Here is a 17,342-nt window from a genome sequence, read left to right on the forward strand (position 1 = left end):
AATGGTTCGATTGACTTTGAGTTAGAGCTTGCACAATAAAGTCAAAAATATCCTCTATCTGTAGGGATGTCGCAACATCTGCAAAAAACAACTTATCGACGGGGACGGATTTAAATTCTGTAGACGTGATAGTTCAGTGTGTGCTGTCCGCTAGACCTCGACAAGGTTTTGAATAGCCTGCCACCAATGATTTCGCCCGTTTCGCTGATGCCAATACCAATACTCACAGCCCCAAAGCATCACTGTGCGATAACCAAGATTCTTCACCATACTGATAAGTTCGGTTATACGCTCTGGAGATGCACTAGGGTAGTGAATATCATTCATTGCAACCAATTGATTCGGTTCCCAAGGTTCAGCTTGAGCTTCCGCAATCCATGCTTCTATGCGATTCCGTCTCATCACTTCCTGCCAGTCTTTGAGTTTCTCCCAATAGGATTCACCTGGTTCTAGGTAGCCATCATGACCATCGGGAACTCTTGTATATACATTAATCCCGATCGCATCTGCTAAGGCTAAGCTATTTTGAAATGCCTGCTCATCTTCCTCAATGTAGGTCGGAAGACCGATGGCATTGGTTAGCACCACTTTTTGCTGAGGCAGAGCTAAACTTCTCACCAACTCTACCTCCTGTCGCATAAACTCAGGGCTGAGAAAGCGATCGCCTGTAATCTCCATTCGCGCAAACGGCTCATTTTCAACTTGCCAATAGCGCACACTCTGAGCTGTACGAGTATGATGGATGACGCGATCGACAAAGCGAAGAGTGCGCTCTGCGATCTCCCGATTATCATCTATGGGTTGGGTTGTATTTCGAGTATCTTGCTGGACTTCTAACCAGTGTGGAAAATGGAATTCAGGCCATCTTGGGGCTTTCATACCCACTGTCAGGATCACTTCTAACCCACGTCGATCGCTTTCTTCTAAAAGCCAATCGAGAACGCTAAAGTCATACTGATTTTCGATCGGCTCGACTTCATTCCAATAGCTACAAAGGCGGATTCGGTGGAACCCCAGATCACAGATCTGGCGGAATGTTTCTTGATAGTCTAGGTTGAGATACTCACACTGAAGCTGGCTGAACGTTGTTCCTAATTTGAATGAATGGCTCATTCGCATGAGATGCTTAAGCTGTGGGTATGCCACAACAGCCCCTGCACCAGATGCCATAAGGCTTAGAAAGCTCATCGTAGAAAGCGTTGTAAACTGTCTACGAGTCAATCTCTGAGAGCGAGAAGATCGGGTTGACAGCATCGTTTGCGTTGCTCAATGAATGGGAAAGCATGAGTTATGGGCGTGAGAGTTGCTTTATCTCTAGCCTTACCTCTAATAGTTGCTATCAAAACATGACAAGAAAGTGACAATGTTTCGTCTGTCCTCTGAATGGGATTTGCTGATTGGGGCAAATGCTCTGAATTCTGCTGAGGAGCAAATCGCGCGATCGAGACTTCAATGCTGCGATCGCGCGATTCGTTTTAAGAACTTGTCACTTTTTAGTCACAATCTCATTGAACTGTTGAAGTAGCGGGATTTGAAATATGAGGAGGTTGCAATGGGTAGCATTCTCTTGACTTGGCTTGTGACGACTGTGAGCTTTCTCATGATTTCCAGACTACCTATCGGTGTTGAGATTGATGGATTTGGAAAAGCTGCGCTCACGGCAGTTGTTTTCGGAGTGCTGAATGCGTTCCTACGACCCATCCTATTGCTCTTTGGACTCCCCCTAATTATTATTACGTTCGGGTTATTTGTATTTGTCCTGAATGCAATCATTTTTAGCATTGCGGCAGAGATCGTTGAGGGATTCCAATTGCGCTATGGTTTTTGGAGTGCTTTGCTTGGCTCGATTGCTTTATCAATCATCAATTCGATCTTTCTGTCTTTTATTTAGATTGCCATAATTTTAGGAGATCTGTATCTATGCGAAAATTCCTACAGCATCCGATTACTTTATTTCTTACCTTGATTTTAGGTTTCTTTGTTGCGTGCCAGCCCCAAGCTTCCACTCAGCAAACTCCAGCCCAGAGTCCAACTGCGTCACCCACAGTTTCGACTCCAGTTGCCTATGTCGATCGTCCCTTAACTGCTTCTCCTGCTCAACTGCCACCCTTGCCCTATGATGCAGGTGCATTAAGTAAAGCGATCGACGCTGAAACGATGCGAATTCACCACGATCGACATCACCAAACCTATGTAGACAATCTCAATACTGCGCTCAAAGATCAGCCAAACTTGCAAAACCTGAGTATTGAAGCGATGCTGCGCGACCTTAATGCGGTTCCTGAAAATATTCGCAACACGATCCGCAACAACGCAGGAGGACATCTCAACCACACGATTTTCTGGCAGATCATGAGTCCAGACGGCGGCGGCCAACCCACAGGAGCGATCGCTCAAGCCATCAATCAAACCTTTGGGAATTTTGAAAGTTTTCGTAAACAGTTTAATGAAGCGGGGGGCGATCGCTTTGGAAGCGGTTGGGTTTGGCTGGTGCGGAATGCTCAAGGACAACTTCAAATCGTCTCAACCGCGAATCAAGATAATCCCATTATGGAAGGCAACTATCCCATCATGGGCAACGATGTTTGGGAACATGCTTACTATCTCCGCTACCAAAATCGCCGAGCCGACTATCTGAACAACTGGTGGAATGTCGTCAACTGGAACGAGATTAATCGCCGATTCCAAGCGGCTTCACAACAGCAGGCGAGGAGTTAAGAATGCGAAGCTTATTGATGCACAGCCCGATCGTAGTTGCGCTCGGTTGGATCATTGCATTTCTGTTCTTTACGATTCTCCCTCTATTTGTTCTGCTCATCTATTCGCCGCCAGCGGGGCGAGGGTTTTGGCTTGACTTCTCGGTAGCGCTTGGCTTCATTGGCTTAGCACTGATGGCGCTACAATTTGCACTGACAGCCCGAATCAATCGAATTGAAGCCTCTTACGGGATTGATTTGATTTTGTCGTTTCATCGTTATACCTCGTTTGTTGCTTTTGTGATGGTGTTGGTGCATCCGCTGATTCTGTTTTGGGCGCAGCCGAATACCATTGAGTTGCTAAATTTTCCAGTAGCTCCGTTGCGGGCGCAACTGGCAGTCTTAGCAACTCTGGCATTTATGACGATGATTGTGACTACAATTTGGCGCAAGCCGCTCAAGATTCCCTATGAACCCTGGCGATTGTCTCATTCGATTTTGTCAGTGTTAGCGGTGGGATTAGGACTGGGACACGCCTTGGGGGTCGGGAACTATCTGGGATTGTTTTGGAAATCGGTCTTGTGGTCAGCGATCGCACTTGTCGCGATTTGGTTAATTGTTTACATTCGCCTGGTTAAACCCTGGTTGATGACGAAAAAACCGTTTCTTGTTGAAGAAGTCAAGCCAGAGCGCGGCGATGTTTGGACACTTGCCCTTCGCCCTGTGGGCCATGATGGTTTCCGGTTTCAGCCCGGTCAGTTTGCTTGGATTACCCTGAACATTACCCCGTTTAGTATGCGGGAACATCCCTTTTCGTTGTCGTCAAGTGGAGAACACCCGGAGCGATTAGAGTTTGGCATTAAAGCCGTGGGAGATTTTACCAGTCGCATCAGGGACTATCAACCCGGAACAAAAGCATATCTGGATGGTCCCTATGGTGTGTTTACAACGGATCGCTATGAAGATGCGGCTGGATTTGTGTTGATTGCTGGCGGCATTGGCATCACCCCGATGATGAGTATGTTGGTCACAGCAGCAGAGCGAGGAGACGATCGCCCCTATACCCTGATCTATGCCAATAAAACTTGGGATGGAATTACCTACCGTGAAGCGATCGAAGAACTCAAAACAAGATTAGATCTCACGATCATTCATGTGCTGCGTGAACCACCAGAAGATTGGGAAGGAGAGACCGGATATGTGGATCAAGAATTGCTCGATCGCTATATCCCCAAACGTCGAGGCACTCGGCACTATTTTACCTGTGCTTCTCCCAAAATGATGGATCAAGTAGAGCGTGCCCTGCACGAACTCAATGTTCCTGTGACCAATGTGCATTTAGAGCATTACAACCTAGCCTGAATCAACGGAGAAACAAAGATCATGCGTTACAGTATCATGCTTCAACTGGTCGGTTTTTTGACGCTTGTTCTACTCGGTACGGCTGCTTTTTTCGCTTGGATTCAGAACCGTCCGACAACTGATCAAAATCGCACTGCACTGAAAAACCTAGAACTGCGTGCTTGACCAACATAGCACTCCGGGTTGAATGCCTGTCAATCGCGCCGATCGACTTGATAGCAAGACTTTGCCGTTTGACTACTCTCCTGTTTAGCTACTCTACTCAAGTTCAAGTACTTATCAAATCACAATGGCTAGATTTAGCTTTAATTCAGTACTATTGAACATGTTCATCGTACTGATTTTTATCTTGTCATTTCGGGCATTTGCTGGTTTTCTAGCACCTGATTTTGACGCGGATCAAGCTGTCCATGTGATGATGGCATATGATCTACAACTTCCCGAAGATCTCTACTATTGGGGGCAAAGTCGATTAGGCAGTTTGCTCCCGATCGTTAGTCATTGGCTGCTGAAGATTTCGCCTTTCTCTCCGCTTGAAGTCGTTTCTTATGTTCAATATGGGTTTCTCGCTATTAGTTTTTTCTGTTTCATTCGTTTGTTCAGAAAGCCGATTACAAAAGTTGTTTTTGCGCTGATTTGTTTTTTACCTCCTCAGCCTTTTCTAAAGTTGGTTGAAGTTGCTCATCCGTATGCGCCGCAATTTGCTTTACTCGGAATTGCACTTGTCTCTGCGGATCAACTCATCACGTCCCCAGAATCGAACACGATTAAAAAAAATGTTTTGAGTTTCGTGGCTCTTGTGAGTCTGATTCTGAGTGTCTGGGTGTCTGATCTTTCATTAGTGCCTAAAGGGCTGGCAGCAATTTTAGTGGTGTCAACGTTTCTACAACGGTATCGCAAGTCAAACAAGCAAAACAGATTTGTCGGAGAGACGCTCGCCCATCAATCTCAAGATGCAACCTTAAAACTACTCCGGACAAGTTCAATCGTCATTTGCACCTTTGTGACATTGCTGTTAGGCAGTGCATTTCTGGTTTATGCAAAATCGACTGCTTCACAACAAGATGAGAATTATGGAATTCTTGCAATTAATGGATTAGATGTTATTGCTGATATTGTTCGATCGATATTGGTTGCGGTAAGTCATACATTCCTTTTCCAAGTCGGCAATCCTTTCTTGAGTCTCTATGCGATCGCAGTTCTTGGGCTGGTCTTTGTTCTTGCTTATTATTGGTTCCAAGCCCGTCATACTCCAGTGTTTACCAACCGGACTTACTGGATTCCTTTTTTTCTGGGAAGCGCGATCGGAAGTTTCTTTTTAATTTTGCTGTCGCGTTGGACGTTGATTCAATCTACGCCTCCTCGCTACTTTATTGGAATTTACATTTTTCTCTGGCTATCAGCATTAATCGTTTTCGATAATCTTCGCTCTCCAGAACTCATCCGCAAAAATGCTTTGCGCCGAGTCACGACCTTGTTAGTTCTAACAGCGCTGCTTGGAAGTTTGAGTTTACCTGAATATGTGTTTGCGCTTGAGAAACCACAATCTCGCTTTTCCATGCTTCAACCCATTGCGACACTAGGGCAAGCTGGCTTTATCGGAGAGTATTGGGCATCTTATCTCATGTGCATTGTGGCTCCGGAGCAAACAAGCTGCACACCTCATGACCAAAGTTTTTTTCGGTGCGGGCGTTGTGTTCAAGCAGTACTTGCCTCGCCTATAATCTATCTCGTTGAGCGCGACTGGCTAGAGTCGTTTCCTGAAGAAATTGAGCAATTTGGTCAACGCTTAGAGAAACAGGGAAAAGTTAAAAAAATTGCTGGATATTGGATGGCTCCCTACCGCAACATGACTGTATCAAAGAATTGAACAAATCAGTCTTATGGACAATCGCTGAAAGTATTGTTATGCGCCAAAACATACACAAGACGCTGCATTAATTGACGATTCGATAGCGCACGAGCTTTCTGACCTCTTGAATCGGTATCCCAATTTCCTCTGCGATCATAGATTCAATTTGTCTCGATTCAGTCATCGGGAACTCGTATTCTAATTTTTTCAGATTAGAATCAGTCGTTTTAATCGAGACTGCGGTTGCTTTACGACGCTGATCAATCTCGGCATGAATCACCAAAATTGTGACAGATAGCTTCATTTCCAACTGCGTATCGGCTTGAAGCTGAGTTGGACTCGTATAAGAGCTGTACAACACTTGAGACGCGATCGCACTTCCCGTCAGCCAGAACAGAATGCCAGCCAGTGCCAGCACCAGCCAAAATTCTGCGCCGATCGATTTAACCTGCCGAATGACTCGCCGGAGCCGTTTCATAACCACCTTCTCTAGACCGTGAGCTAGCGTAATCCCTGGAGATAGATTTGAAATCTTGCCAGAGCAGGAAGTTTGTCAGCCTGGAACTCTCTAATTTGAAAGAGTCGTATTTTTATTCAGCAATGCGAATTCTGCTCGTTGAAGATGATCCTGAACAACTCGAACCCCTCCATACCGCACTATCAGAGGTTGGGCATATTGTTGATGCGGTGCAGAACGGCGAAATCGCGCAGTGGATTTTGTCGCAGCGTCACTATGATCTGCTCATTCTGGATTGGATGCTGCCCGAGGTGAGTGGAATTGATCTCTGTCTGGGCTACCGCAGTGCTGGAAAAACTTCACCTGTGCTCATCCTCACGGCAAAAGACACGACGAGCGATAAAATTACTGGCTTAGATGCGGGAGCCGATGATTATCTCGTTAAGCCTGTTGATGTGTTTGAATTGCTAGCACGAGTTCGGGCATTGGGCAGACGCTCTCCACTGTGGCAAGGGGAAACGCTTCAAATCGAAGACCTCATGCTTAACTTAACCACGCTCTCCATAGAACGTCACGATCGCGCTATTCAACTTTCAACCCGAGAATTTCAACTGCTAGAATATCTCATGCGTCATCCGCGTCAAGTTCTGAGTCGAGATCAGTTAGAGCACGCGTTATGGGAGTGGGGTGATGAACCAGAGAGTAACGCAATCACTGCCCTTGTGCGGCGACTCCGGCAACGTTTAGAATCCCTTGAAGTTGCAGACTGGATTGAAACCGTTTATGGCATGGGCTATCGTCTGAGTCCGAAAGTATAGGAGGTTGAGCCGTTTATGTTCACGCGCAGCCGTCGGAATCTTTCTCGTTGGTTTATGCTTTCAATGGGAAGTATTCTGATGGTCTTTGCGGTTACTCGCTATTATCTGACTGCGATCGAGCGCTTGAAGTATCTCGATCAACTGCTGTATAAGAAGGCTCAGGTCGTTGCCGCGACAGTACAGTACAAGCAGCGAGACGGACACCGCCAAATTGACTTCAGAAATGTTCCGTTTCTAGGAGAGTCGCCGTTGCCCCCTGGAAGTGATGCCGTGTATGCACGATGGTATGACCCACAAGGACGATTACAGCAGTTTTTTGGAATTGCTTCGCCGCCTGCAATGTTAGAAGATGTTCCAGAGTTACACACGCTGACGATTGATGCGGGACTCTTGAGCGGTGCCGATGGCGTTGTGCAAAGCGCTGATCAACTGATGTTAGTACGGCAGATTACGCTGCCTGTGCAATATCGAGGGCAAATGCTAGGCTACTTGCAAGTTGCAGTTCCCCTTGCCCCCTTACAAAGAGAATTACAGCAAGATTTACTGATATCTTTGATCTCGATTCAAATTGCCCTGATTGTGATTGTGGTGACAGCATGGGCATTAAGCGGCGTGGCAATGCAACCAATTCAGGAGTCGTATGATCACTTGCAGAAATTTACAGCAGATGCGTCTCACGAACTCCGAACCCCGCTTGCCGCAATTTTAAGTAACGCTCAAGTTGGATTGCTTGCTCCAATGGAAAAGGGAGAAAGCAAGCATCAACGCCTCGAAAAAATTGCTGCGACTGCGAAATCAATGACGGTTTTAATTAGCAATCTGCTCTTTTTGGCAAGGCGTTCTGGTCGGATTACTGATGAAGCCCTACAACCGACAGATTTGGGTCGCGTCCTACAAGAACTGATCAAAGAATCGACGATTCGGACGGTTGCTCAGCGGGTTCAGTTGAGTCTAGACTTACCCGAACGCGCTGTCACGATTCATGCAGACCCAGAACTCCTAAAGCAAGCGATCGCGAATCTGATCACGAATGCCTGTAAGTATACGCCTGCGGATGGAACAGTGAATCTCAGGCTGTTTGTTCAGTCTCGTCAAGCGATCGTACAAGTAGAAGACACGGGCATTGGAATTCCAGCTGAGCACCTGCCGCATATTTTTGAGCGATTTTATCGGGTCGATCAGGATCGCTCTAGAGACCGAGGAGGAACAGGGTTAGGGCTTGCGATCGCCCAACAAATTATTACGGCACATGGCGGAACGATTACCGCTCGAAGTTCAGTTGGACAGGGTTCAGTATTCCAAATTGTGCTTCCGCTCCAGTCCTCTATCTAATTTATAACTTTCATCTTCTCTAACTTGATATCTATCTAAAGGCAGTCGATTTTCTAGCAAAATCCTTTGACTACTATGGCTTCAATGTACAAATAGTATTTCTTTCAACTACTCCTTTAGAGATATCTCAGAGACATTGTTAGAAATTATGATCAATTTATTAAGTTTGTCACTTTTGCGTCACTTTTAGTATCGACGCTAAGAATAAGAAATCAATCGCTTGCAGTTCAAGCAGTTCTATCCTCTAATCGTTCGTTTTACGGACTTGTGAGGTTTATAAATCAGGCATAAGCTGCATTGGAGAAGACAATCATGAAACGAATTAGGTTACTGATGTCCATCACAGCTTTGATCGGCACAGCATCTCCGACTATTGCACAAACATCACCTGAAAATCGCTCTCCATCCTCTCAGGATGCCAGCGTTCAGGTCAATCGTAGTGTGCCTCTGGTCATGGTGCATGGACGTATTAATCAAGTCCGTGAAACTCAGTTTAGCCTCGATTCTAATCTTGGTTTGTTGACTGTGAACAAGCGAGAGATGATCGACCTACGACCGAATGAGCCTGTAACGGTCGTCGTTGTCCCAGATGCACAGGCGAGTGTATTCGATGCCTATTCGATTACTCGTGCAGATGGGACAAATATTACCTTTAATTCAACTGGAACTGTAATTCAGAGAATTGCAGACCAGTTCAACTAAACCAGTTCAACTAAACCCTGTTCAAATCAATGAACTTAAGACGCGATTACTTTTTGGGAACTACGAGGTACTTGTGACTAAACTGGACACACCTTATTCCTTAAATTCATCTGCTAGTCATGCAGATTTAAAGTCACCTACCCTGACGCTCTCAGATGCGATCGCCATTATTGTTGGTATTGTGATTGGAGCAGGCATCTTTGAGACTCCTGCGCTCGTTGCTGCAAATAGCGGTAACGGTTTTATTGTCTTACTGACTTGGGTAATTGGGGGGGCTGTCTCCTTTGTTGGAGCGTTGTGCTATGCCGAACTAGCTACAACCTATCCGCACGTTGGAGGAAACTATGAGTACCTGAAACGGGCATTTGGTCAGAATGTCGCATTTCTGTTTGCTTGGGCACGCATGACTGTCATTCAAACCGGATCAATTGCTTTACTCGCCTTTATCTTTGGTGACTATGCGTCTCAACTCTTTAGTTTAGGATCAGGGTCATCTTCAATTTATGCTGTCGGTGCGATCGCACTTCTCACCAGCCTTAATATCATTGGCATTCGACAAGGGAAACGGATTCAGAATGGGCTGACTGTGATCACGATTCTAGGATTAGTAACGATTACTATTTTAGGATTATTGCTGGGTCGCCCCTCACCTCAGTTAGCAGCACCGATCGTTGCTTCGAGTAACTGGGGATCAGCAATGCTGTTTGTCCTATTGTCCTATGGGGGTTGGAATGAAGCCGCTTATATCTCTGCGGAAATTCAAAGACCTCAGCGGAATATTGTGCGATCGCTGCTCTGGAGCATTGGCATTATCACTGCTTTGTACGTGTTGATTAATGCGGCATTTTTGCGCGGATTGGGTGTGTCGGGAATGGCACAATCTCAAGCGATCGCAGCCGATTTGATGCGACAAATCTTGGGGGAGCCAGGAGCCGTTTTGATCAGTGCGCTGATTGCGATGACTGCGTTAGGCTCGTTGAATGCTTCAATTTTTACGGGAGCGAGAACGAACTATGCTTTCGGGCAAGATGTCGCTTTGTTCAACTTTCTAGGACGCTGGCGGTCTCAGGCAGGAACTCCCATGACCGGGTTTTTAGTTCAGGGTGCGATCGCGCTGCTGCTTGTCTTCATGGGAACCTTCACTCGCAACGGATTTGAAGCGATGGTCGATTACACTGCTCCGGTGTTTTGGTTCTTCTTTCTCCTGAGTGGGATTTCCTTAGTTCTGCTCAGAATGAAAGATCCGCATCGTCTTCGGCCGTTTCGCGTGCCATTCTACCCAGTGACACCCCTGTTATTTTGTGCCGTCTGTAGCTATCTACTGTACTCCAGCCTCGTTTATACAGGCTTAGGTGCGAGCGTTGGCATCATTGTTGTGGCTCTGGGTATTCCGTTTTTGTATTGGTCTCGGATTCAACATCGTCGTTCATAAAACAACTTAGGAGTTAGAACTATGCAATTCAAACGTTTGTTTGCTGGATTGGTCATTGGGCTGAGTGTTGTGGGAGTGGGTGTAGGATGCACTCAACAGCGCGATTTTCAAGCCGATGCTCAAACGAATCCTGCTACGACTCAACCACCCCAATCACCAGCTCCAGCCCGCTCTCCAGATGTTCCTTATGTCCCGACTCCTCAAGCTGTGGTCGATCGGATGCTACAAATCGCAAATGTGAACAGCAACGATGTGGTGTATGACTTGGGAAGTGGAGATGGTCGGATTCCGATTACTGCCGTTCGGCAATTTAATGTAAAACGAGCGATCGGAGTCGATATCAATCCTCAACGGGTACAAGAAGCCAACCAAAATGCTCAACAAGCAAACGTCACCGATCGCGTAGAGTTTCGAGAGCAAGATTTATTCGAGACAGATTTTCGAGAAGCGACTGTTGTCACCCTTTACTTACTTCCTGAAGTCAATTTACGGTTACGCCCGAAATTGCTCAGTGAACTCAAACCTGGTACTCGCATTGTTTCTCACGCTTTTGACATGGGCGATTGGAAACCGGAACGTGTTGAAAATGTCGATGGGCGAGTGATCTATTACTGGACAGTTCCAGAAAATGTTCCCGCCAATCTTAAACAATAAACTCACTCAATCAATCACTGCACTCACTCACTCACTCAGTTTAATCACTACTCTCACCTCAATTTTTTGGAGACATATCATGAGACAACAACTGAAAAAAACAATTGCTGCAACTGCTTTAGGTGCGATTCTGATGCCGATCGTTGCTGCTTGTGGGGGACAACCCACCGCAGAAGCACCCACGCAACCTGCTCCCGAAGCGACGACTGCTCCGGTTGCTCCGGCTCCGGGTACTCAAGGTTCCCCGGCTCCAGGCACACAAGCAAACGCTGGCAATGTAACGGATCTGATTGGGAGCAACCCTTCGCTCAGCACACTTTCTTCTGTAATCAATGAAGCAGATTTGAGCAATACATTAGGAGAAGGTGGACCTTACACCGTATTTGCACCCTCGGATCAAGCATTTGCAGCTCTCCCTGCTGAAACTCGTGAGCGTCTGCTTCGAGAGGAGAATCGACAGTTACTTCGCCAAATTCTGACTTACCACGTGGTTCCGGGCAGCTTAACCGCGAATCAATTGCAGCCAGGTCAAGTTCAAACGCAAGCCGGGAACTCAGTCAACGTGCAAGTGGATGGACAGCAGGTTCGGGTGAATGAAGCGCGAGTTATCCAACCGGATTTACAAGCATCAAACGGCGTGGTGCATATTGTCGATCGCATTATCTTACCGCCCAATGTCAATCTGTAACATGAATCTGTAACGGATGCGTGAGAGGGAAACTTGTGATGAAAGGATTAGCTGGAAAGAATGCGCTCATTACAGGAGCAAGTTCCGGGATTGGACAAGCGATTGCAATTCGTCTCGCTCAGGAAGGCTGCAACATTGCGATTAACTATCGCAAGACGGTTGAGGAAGCTGAAACGACCGAGGAGATTGCACTGCAAAAAGCTTGTGGTCAAGTAAATGATTGTGGAGTCAAATCACTTTTGGTTCAAGGGGATGTGTCCAAAGAGGAAGACATTCTCAACATGATCAACACGACCATTGATCAATTTGGCAGCTTGGATATTTTGATCAACAATGCCGGGGTGCAAACAGAGTCTCCCTCTCACGAAATTGAGGTCGATGAGTTCGATCGCATTCTATCGATTAACTTGCGGGGTGCATTTTTATGTGCGCGAGAAGCGATTAAGCATTTCATTGCTCGCAACCAACCTGGCACGATTATCAATATCTCTAGCGTTCATGAAGTCATTCCTCGACCGTCGTATTTAACTTACTCGATGAGTAAAGGCGGCATGGGAAACCTGACGAAAACCTTAGCGCTGGAATATGCCGATCGCGGAATTCGAGTCAATGCGATCGCGCCTGGGGCAACGATTACTCCAATCAATGAAGCTTGGACAGAGGATTCAGAGCAAAAAGCGATCGTGGAAAGCCACATTCCAATGGGTCGCGCCGGAACCTCTGAGGAAATGGCTGCTGCGGTTGCCTTTCTCGCTTCTTCAGAAGCAGCTTACATCACGGGGCAAACCTTGTTTATTGATGGTGGACTCACGCTCTATGCCGATTTTCGAGAATCGTGGTCTGCCTAAATTGAAAGCTGATCAAGCGATTTCTCAATCCAAAGTAGACTTTATTGCGCCAACTCAATGAACATTCAACAATCTTCGGAGCACCACTTAAACGAGGCAAGAGAGCTTCTCAATCAGTCAATTCTGTATTATCGGGGTCAGCCCATCGGCACGATCGCCGCACAAGATCCCACAGTCGATGCTCTGAACTACGATCAATGTTTTATCCGCGATTTTGTCCCTTCTGCGTTGGTCTTCCTGATGCAAGGTCAGACAGATATTGTTCGGAACTTCTTGATTGAAACACTGAACTTGCAAAGCCAACCGAAAGAAATGGACTGCTTTGAGGCAGAAACGGGATTGATGCCTGCAAGTTTCAAAGTCGTTCAAGCAGATGGAAAAGAATGGTTAGAGGCGGATTTTGGAGAAGCAGCGATCGCGCGAGTGCCGCCAGCCGATTCTTGCCTCTGGTGGCTGATTTTACTTCGAGCTTACGTTCAAGCAACCGGAGATGTCGCACTCGCACATCAGCCCGAATTTCAAACGGGAATCAAGCTCATTCTTGATCTTTGTTTGGCGCATCGGTTCTCGCTCTATCCTACGCTGCTGGTTCCTGATGGGGCTTTTATGATCGATCGACGCATGGGTGTGTACGGTCATCCCCTAGAGATTCAGGTGCTTTTCTATGCAGGGTTGCGAGTTGCACAAGAGTTTCTGCTGCCAGAAGAAGAACGCTATCTCAAGGCAGTAACACAGCGTCTCAGCGCATTACATTATCATGTCTGGGAATACTACTGGATTGATCTCAACCGCCTCAATCAAATCTACCGGTTTGAGGTAGATGAATATGGTGAAAACATTGCGAATAAGTTTAATATCTATCCAGCATCGATTCCCGCTTGGTTAACAGATTGGTTGCCTGAAACAGGAGGCTACTTAGCTGGAAATTTGGGACCTGGACGGCTCGATTTTCGCTTTTTCGCATTGGGAAATCTGTTAGCGATCGTCTTCTCACTCGCAGATGAAGCTGAATCTCAAAGGATTATGAATTTGTTTGAGCAGCGTTGGCAAGATCTCATTGGCTATATGCCTGTGAAGCTTTGCTATCCTGCGATCGAGGGAGAAGAATGGCGAACACTCACCGGGTGTGACCCAAAAAATTCGCCTTGGTCGTATCACAATGGGGGCAATTGGGCAGTACTGCTTTGGGCATTTGCGATCGCGGCTCAAAAAACAGGTCGAGTCGAGTTAGCAGAACGTGCCATTCAAATTGCCGAACATCGTTTAGTGCAAGACAACTATCCAGAATACTATGACGGTCGCTCTGGACACTTGATTGGAAGAGAAGCTCGATTATCTCAAACCTGGAGCATTGCAGGCTTGCTCGCTGCCAAAGAATTCATTGCCCATCCGGCTCATTTAGCTCTGATTAGTCTTGAATAACTGTTTGAAACACCGTTTCATCTGCTGTCGGGTCAACTGAACTTGCCTTGAAGAGGATTTGATCACCAGAATCTGGCTCGTAATCCAGGATGAGAAATGCCAGAATTAAGCGATCGGTTTCGCTTTGATGAATGGAATGGAAGACTCTTTGACGCTCACAGTTTTGATAAGTACCACCGTTGGTGTTGGCATCGGCGCTCAGGTCATCGCTCGATATTTACAGATTCCTAGTATTGTCTTCCTCCTGCTATTGGGTTTGGCTCTAGGATCGAGTGGACTCCGTTGGATCGACCCGTCTCTTTTAGGCAGTGGGTTGGAAGTCATTGTCTCTCTGTCGATCGCGATTATTTTATTTGAGGGAGGTTTGAGCTTACAGATTCGTGATCTGAGAAGCGTTTCGATCAGCCTTCGCAATCTGATTACGATCGGGGTCGCCATTACACTGGTTGGCGGTGCCATTGCAGCTCATACCTGGCTCGATTTTCCCTGGTCGATCGCCTTCCTCTATGCGTCTTTAGTCGTCGTCACAGGTCCAACGGTCGTGACTCCACTCTTAAAGCTTGTGGGAGTAGAGCGACGAGTCGCAACGCTATTAGAAGGAGAAGGAATTCTAATTGATCCGATCGGTGCAATTCTTGCGGTGATCACGCTCAATATTGTGTTGAGTGGCAAGGCAGTTCCGCTCGTTTTAAGTAACACAGCAATCCCACTTCTAATTTTGAAAGGATTGCTCCTGCGCTTAGGAATCGGAGTCGCGATCGGATTGATTTTTGGGAGCTTGCTGAGCTTGCTTCTCAAACAGTCTAAGATTCTTCCGCAAGAACTCAAGAATCTGATTGTATTAGCAGTAGTGTGGGGATCGTTTAGCCTAGCGCAAGCGTTACGCAGTGAGTCGGGGTTGCTGGCTGTTGTGATCATTGGCATCGTTCTACGCGCCGCTGCTACACCTGATGAGCGGTTGCTGAGGCAATTTAATGAGCAGCTCGGAATTTTGACAAACTCAGTGCTATTTATTCTGCTTGCTGCTGATTTATCGATCGAGCAGCTTTTCGATTTAGGGCAAGAAGGGGTAATCGTAGTTTTGGCATTAATGCTGATTGTTCGTCCTATCAATGTTCTAATCTCGACTTGGAATCGCGGCTTTAGCTGGCAACAGCAGTTCTTTTTGTCCTGGGTTGCGCCGCGTGGCATCGTAGCAGCATCAATGGCATCGTTATTTGCCATTTCTCTGAGCAATCAAGGGATGAGTGGGGGTGATGCGCTTAAAGCATTGGTGTTTCTCACGATTCTGATCACCGTTTTTGTGCAAGGAGTGACAGCAGGCTGGATTGCACGATGGCTTGGCTTACATACGAATCAAGTCAGAACAGTGATTGTAGGCGGGGATTCATTCGCCCGATTGTTGTCACGATTATTGCAGCAAAAAGGAGAAGCAGCGATGCTGATCGACTTTGATGTAAACACAACCAATTTAGAGCCGATTGATGAAAATCCTGCGTTGAGCGATCGCTTAAATTTAGAAGAACTAGAAGCAGAAGGCATCTCTTCATTTAGCTCGTTTCTCGCTTTAAGTTCTAGCCCGGAAGTCAACGGTATTTTAGCTCAACGGGCTGCGGAACTGTTTCGTCCTGATCTGATTGCAATTTTGTCTCCATCACCGCTAGGAGATGGAAACAGCCTGAGTGCAATCACGCCAGGGATTCAGGCTGCGTTTGCTCCCCAGATTCCTCTCGATCAGTGGAATCAATGGCTCGACCAGGATGAAGCGCAGGTTGTCGAAATTGTTTTACGATCGCCGACGCTTGCAGCACAGCAAGCAGAGCTACAAACCTTAATCGCCTCGAATAACCTCATGCCCCTGATCGTTGAGCGAAACCAGGAGGTGCGAATTGTTATTTCAAATGAAGAATGGCAGGCGGGAGATCGTATTACCTGCTTACTGCACAAATCCGCAGACGCAATGATTTCGCTTGAGAAATCGCCGTTTGTCAAGGTTGCCCTGAACACCAGCGAATGGCAGATGGTCGCTAAGACTAACTGACCAACTTAAGCGCCAAATTGACGCGATCGAACAACTGACGAATTCAATAGAGAAGCTCGTCAATCCTCAAAAGCAACAGTCAATCTAAGCCTAGAAGAATTCATTATTCTGATAGATGCGATACGCGAGTCTTCCATTCTATTGTGCGAGATAATATTCTTGCACTGATATGGCGACCCCCAATATTCCTCCTAATCTAAAACAGCCTGTACAACAGACTGTTGCTCATCCAAAGTTTGAAAGGCTGGCTCGATTCGGTTATGCAGCAAAGGGGATTGTTTACTTTGTAGTAGGACTGCTGGCAGCACAAGCTGCGATCGGGAGCGGAGGACGCACTACAGATACGAGTGGAGCCTTACAAGAAATTGTGGTGCAGCCGTTTGGAAAATTTCTGCTTGGGTTGGTGACGATCGGCATCATTGGCTATGTCCTGTGGCGATTTGCTCAGGCATTGCTTGATCCAGAGCATACAGGGCAGTCAAATTCTACACAGCGCGTTGTGCAGCGTATCGGATATTTGATCAGTGCGCTCAGCTATTCAGGGTTAGCTTTCACTGCGGTTAAACTCATCTTAGGCAGTGGTGGGACAAATGGAGGAGCGACGGAAGACTGGACAAAACTGGTCTTGGCTCAACCTTTGGGGCAATGGCTTGTGGGGTTAGCAGGCGCGATCGTATTGGGTGTTGGATTGTCGTATTTTTATCAGGCTTACACTGCAAAGTTTCAAAGATATTTCAAGCTCAATCAAATGAATGCAACCGAACGCAAGTGGGCAAAGCGGCTAGGACAGTTTGGGATTGTCGCGCGTGGGGTTGTTTTTTGCATCATTGGTCTGTTTGTGATCATTGCGGCACTGCGCTCCGATGCAACTGAAGTCAAAGGATTGGGGGAAGCTTTAGCCGTTTTGGCACAACAGCCTTATGGAACGTGGATTCTGGGAATTGTGGCGCTAGGCTTGATTGCTTATAGTATGTACTCGCTAATCGAAGCTCGATATCGCAGTCTCATTCGCTCTTGAGATGTCTGTTAGTTTTCTGG

Annotated in this window: 18 protein-coding genes; 16 read left to right on the forward strand and 2 right to left on the reverse strand. The window is 46.7% G+C overall.

The annotated features are described in order from the left end of the window. Positions 1 to 150 precede the first annotated feature (150 nt). Positions 151 to 1,254: a beta-galactosidase gene (locus LEPBO_RS0115655; protein ID WP_144056208.1), complete on the reverse strand. Its 1,104-nt coding sequence runs from the start codon at positions 1,252 to 1,254 to the stop codon at positions 151 to 153. A gap of 109 nt (positions 1,255 to 1,363) precedes the next feature. Here LEPBO_RS0115655 and LEPBO_RS42920 point away from each other — a divergent pair, with 109 nt between their 5' ends. The 6 genes from LEPBO_RS42920 (at position 1,364) to LEPBO_RS0115685 (ending at position 5,928) form a co-directional block, all read left to right on the forward strand. After that, positions 1,364 to 1,525: a hypothetical protein gene (locus LEPBO_RS42920; RefSeq protein WP_017288505.1), complete on the forward strand. Its 162-nt coding sequence runs from the start codon at positions 1,364 to 1,366 to the stop codon at positions 1,523 to 1,525. Positions 1,526 to 1,552: 27 nt separating this feature from the next. Continuing rightward, positions 1,553 to 1,891 carry a phage holin family protein gene (locus LEPBO_RS0115665; protein ID WP_017288506.1) on the forward strand — a complete coding sequence of 113 codons (339 nt, stop codon included), beginning with the start codon at positions 1,553 to 1,555 and terminating at the stop codon, positions 1,889 to 1,891. Between the two features lie 29 nt (positions 1,892 to 1,920). Then, positions 1,921 to 2,718, forward strand: a complete 798-nt coding sequence (locus tag LEPBO_RS0115670) for a superoxide dismutase (RefSeq protein WP_017288507.1) — start codon at positions 1,921 to 1,923, stop codon at positions 2,716 to 2,718. 2 nt (positions 2,719 to 2,720) lie between these two features. Next, positions 2,721 to 4,058: a ferredoxin reductase family protein gene (locus LEPBO_RS0115675; protein WP_017288508.1), complete on the forward strand. Its 1,338-nt coding sequence runs from the start codon at positions 2,721 to 2,723 to the stop codon at positions 4,056 to 4,058. Between the two features lie 21 nt (positions 4,059 to 4,079). After that, positions 4,080 to 4,223, forward strand: coding sequence for a hypothetical protein (locus LEPBO_RS43345; protein ID WP_172410460.1), 144 nt, complete (start codon positions 4,080 to 4,082; stop codon positions 4,221 to 4,223). 160 nt (positions 4,224 to 4,383) lie between these two features. Further along, entirely contained in the window at positions 4,384 to 5,928 is a 1,545-nt protein-coding gene (locus tag LEPBO_RS0115685; RefSeq protein WP_017288510.1) for a hypothetical protein, read from the forward strand. 67 nt (positions 5,929 to 5,995) lie between these two features. On the opposite strand, the gene LEPBO_RS0115690 is transcribed toward LEPBO_RS0115685, so the two are convergent. Beyond that, positions 5,996 to 6,388, reverse strand: a complete 393-nt coding sequence (locus LEPBO_RS0115690) for a hypothetical protein (protein ID WP_017288511.1) — start codon at positions 6,386 to 6,388, stop codon at positions 5,996 to 5,998. A 122-nt stretch (positions 6,389 to 6,510) separates the two neighbouring features. On the opposite strand from LEPBO_RS0115690, the gene rppA reads away from it, so the two are divergent. The 10 genes from rppA (at position 6,511) to LEPBO_RS0115740 (ending at position 17,322) form a co-directional block, all read left to right on the forward strand. After that, on the forward strand, positions 6,511 to 7,185 hold the full coding sequence (gene rppA, locus LEPBO_RS0115695) for a two-component system response regulator RppA (RefSeq protein ID WP_017288512.1): 675 nt from the start codon (positions 6,511 to 6,513) through the stop codon (positions 7,183 to 7,185). Positions 7,186 to 7,200: 15 nt separating this feature from the next. Then, positions 7,201 to 8,517, forward strand: a complete 1,317-nt coding sequence (locus tag LEPBO_RS0115700) for a sensor histidine kinase (protein ID WP_026148677.1) — start codon at positions 7,201 to 7,203, stop codon at positions 8,515 to 8,517. A 312-nt stretch (positions 8,518 to 8,829) separates the two neighbouring features. Then, positions 8,830 to 9,219 carry a hypothetical protein gene (locus tag LEPBO_RS0115705; protein WP_144056209.1) on the forward strand — a complete coding sequence of 130 codons (390 nt, stop codon included), beginning with the start codon at positions 8,830 to 8,832 and terminating at the stop codon, positions 9,217 to 9,219. Positions 9,220 to 9,292: 73 nt separating this feature from the next. Then, positions 9,293 to 10,651, forward strand: coding sequence for an APC family permease (locus LEPBO_RS0115710; RefSeq protein WP_051077864.1), 1,359 nt, complete (start codon positions 9,293 to 9,295; stop codon positions 10,649 to 10,651). Between the two features lie 21 nt (positions 10,652 to 10,672). Then, positions 10,673 to 11,305: an SAM-dependent methyltransferase gene (locus tag LEPBO_RS0115715; protein WP_017288516.1), complete on the forward strand. Its 633-nt coding sequence runs from the start codon at positions 10,673 to 10,675 to the stop codon at positions 11,303 to 11,305. Positions 11,306 to 11,384: 79 nt separating this feature from the next. After that, positions 11,385 to 11,993 carry a fasciclin domain-containing protein gene (locus LEPBO_RS0115720; RefSeq protein ID WP_017288517.1) on the forward strand — a complete coding sequence of 203 codons (609 nt, stop codon included), beginning with the start codon at positions 11,385 to 11,387 and terminating at the stop codon, positions 11,991 to 11,993. Positions 11,994 to 12,031: 38 nt separating this feature from the next. Beyond that, on the forward strand, positions 12,032 to 12,841 hold the full coding sequence (locus LEPBO_RS0115725) for a glucose 1-dehydrogenase (protein WP_017288518.1): 810 nt from the start codon (positions 12,032 to 12,034) through the stop codon (positions 12,839 to 12,841). Positions 12,842 to 12,898: 57 nt separating this feature from the next. Next, positions 12,899 to 14,263, forward strand: coding sequence for a glycoside hydrolase 100 family protein (locus tag LEPBO_RS0115730; RefSeq protein ID WP_017288519.1), 1,365 nt, complete (start codon positions 12,899 to 12,901; stop codon positions 14,261 to 14,263). A gap of 136 nt (positions 14,264 to 14,399) precedes the next feature. Then, the gene (locus LEPBO_RS0115735; RefSeq protein ID WP_036045978.1) at positions 14,400 to 16,304 is read left to right on the forward strand and encodes a cation:proton antiporter; all 1,905 of its coding nucleotides are present in this window, start codon (positions 14,400 to 14,402) and stop codon (positions 16,302 to 16,304) included. 169 nt (positions 16,305 to 16,473) lie between these two features. Continuing rightward, entirely contained in the window at positions 16,474 to 17,322 is an 849-nt protein-coding gene (locus LEPBO_RS0115740) for a DUF1206 domain-containing protein (RefSeq protein ID WP_017288521.1), read from the forward strand. The last annotated feature ends 20 nt before the right edge of the window (positions 17,323 to 17,342 follow it).

It is taken from the genome of Leptolyngbya boryana PCC 6306, from assembly GCF_000353285.1.
Lineage (GTDB): Bacteria > Cyanobacteriota > Cyanobacteriia > Leptolyngbyales > Leptolyngbyaceae > Leptolyngbya > Leptolyngbya boryana.

Excerpts from the sequence above, each read along its gene's own strand:
- LEPBO_RS0115655 (WP_144056208.1), bottom strand. The coding sequence starts at position 1,254 with ATGCTGTCAACCCGATCTTCTCGCTCTCAGAGATTGACTCGTAGACAG.
- LEPBO_RS42920 (WP_017288505.1), top strand. The coding sequence starts at position 1,364 with ATGTTTCGTCTGTCCTCTGAATGGGATTTGCTGATTGGGGCAAATGCT.
- LEPBO_RS0115665 (WP_017288506.1), top strand. The coding sequence starts at position 1,553 with ATGGGTAGCATTCTCTTGACTTGGCTTGTGACGACTGTGAGCTTTCTC.
- LEPBO_RS0115670 (WP_017288507.1), top strand. The coding sequence starts at position 1,921 with ATGCGAAAATTCCTACAGCATCCGATTACTTTATTTCTTACCTTGATT.
- LEPBO_RS0115675 (WP_017288508.1), top strand. The coding sequence starts at position 2,721 with ATGCGAAGCTTATTGATGCACAGCCCGATCGTAGTTGCGCTCGGTTGG.
- LEPBO_RS43345 (WP_172410460.1), top strand. The coding sequence starts at position 4,080 with ATGCGTTACAGTATCATGCTTCAACTGGTCGGTTTTTTGACGCTTGTT.
- LEPBO_RS0115685 (WP_017288510.1), top strand. The coding sequence starts at position 4,384 with ATGTTCATCGTACTGATTTTTATCTTGTCATTTCGGGCATTTGCTGGT.
- LEPBO_RS0115690 (WP_017288511.1), bottom strand. The coding sequence starts at position 6,388 with ATGAAACGGCTCCGGCGAGTCATTCGGCAGGTTAAATCGATCGGCGCA.
- rppA (WP_017288512.1), top strand. The coding sequence starts at position 6,511 with ATGCGAATTCTGCTCGTTGAAGATGATCCTGAACAACTCGAACCCCTC.
- LEPBO_RS0115700 (WP_026148677.1), top strand. The coding sequence starts at position 7,201 with ATGTTCACGCGCAGCCGTCGGAATCTTTCTCGTTGGTTTATGCTTTCA.
- LEPBO_RS0115705 (WP_144056209.1), top strand. The coding sequence starts at position 8,830 with ATGAAACGAATTAGGTTACTGATGTCCATCACAGCTTTGATCGGCACA.
- LEPBO_RS0115715 (WP_017288516.1), top strand. The coding sequence starts at position 10,673 with ATGCAATTCAAACGTTTGTTTGCTGGATTGGTCATTGGGCTGAGTGTT.
- LEPBO_RS0115720 (WP_017288517.1), top strand. The coding sequence starts at position 11,385 with ATGAGACAACAACTGAAAAAAACAATTGCTGCAACTGCTTTAGGTGCG.
- LEPBO_RS0115725 (WP_017288518.1), top strand. The coding sequence starts at position 12,032 with ATGAAAGGATTAGCTGGAAAGAATGCGCTCATTACAGGAGCAAGTTCC.
- LEPBO_RS0115730 (WP_017288519.1), top strand. The coding sequence starts at position 12,899 with ATGAACATTCAACAATCTTCGGAGCACCACTTAAACGAGGCAAGAGAG.
- LEPBO_RS0115735 (WP_036045978.1), top strand. The coding sequence starts at position 14,400 with ATGGAAGACTCTTTGACGCTCACAGTTTTGATAAGTACCACCGTTGGT.
- LEPBO_RS0115740 (WP_017288521.1), top strand. The coding sequence starts at position 16,474 with ATGGCGACCCCCAATATTCCTCCTAATCTAAAACAGCCTGTACAACAG.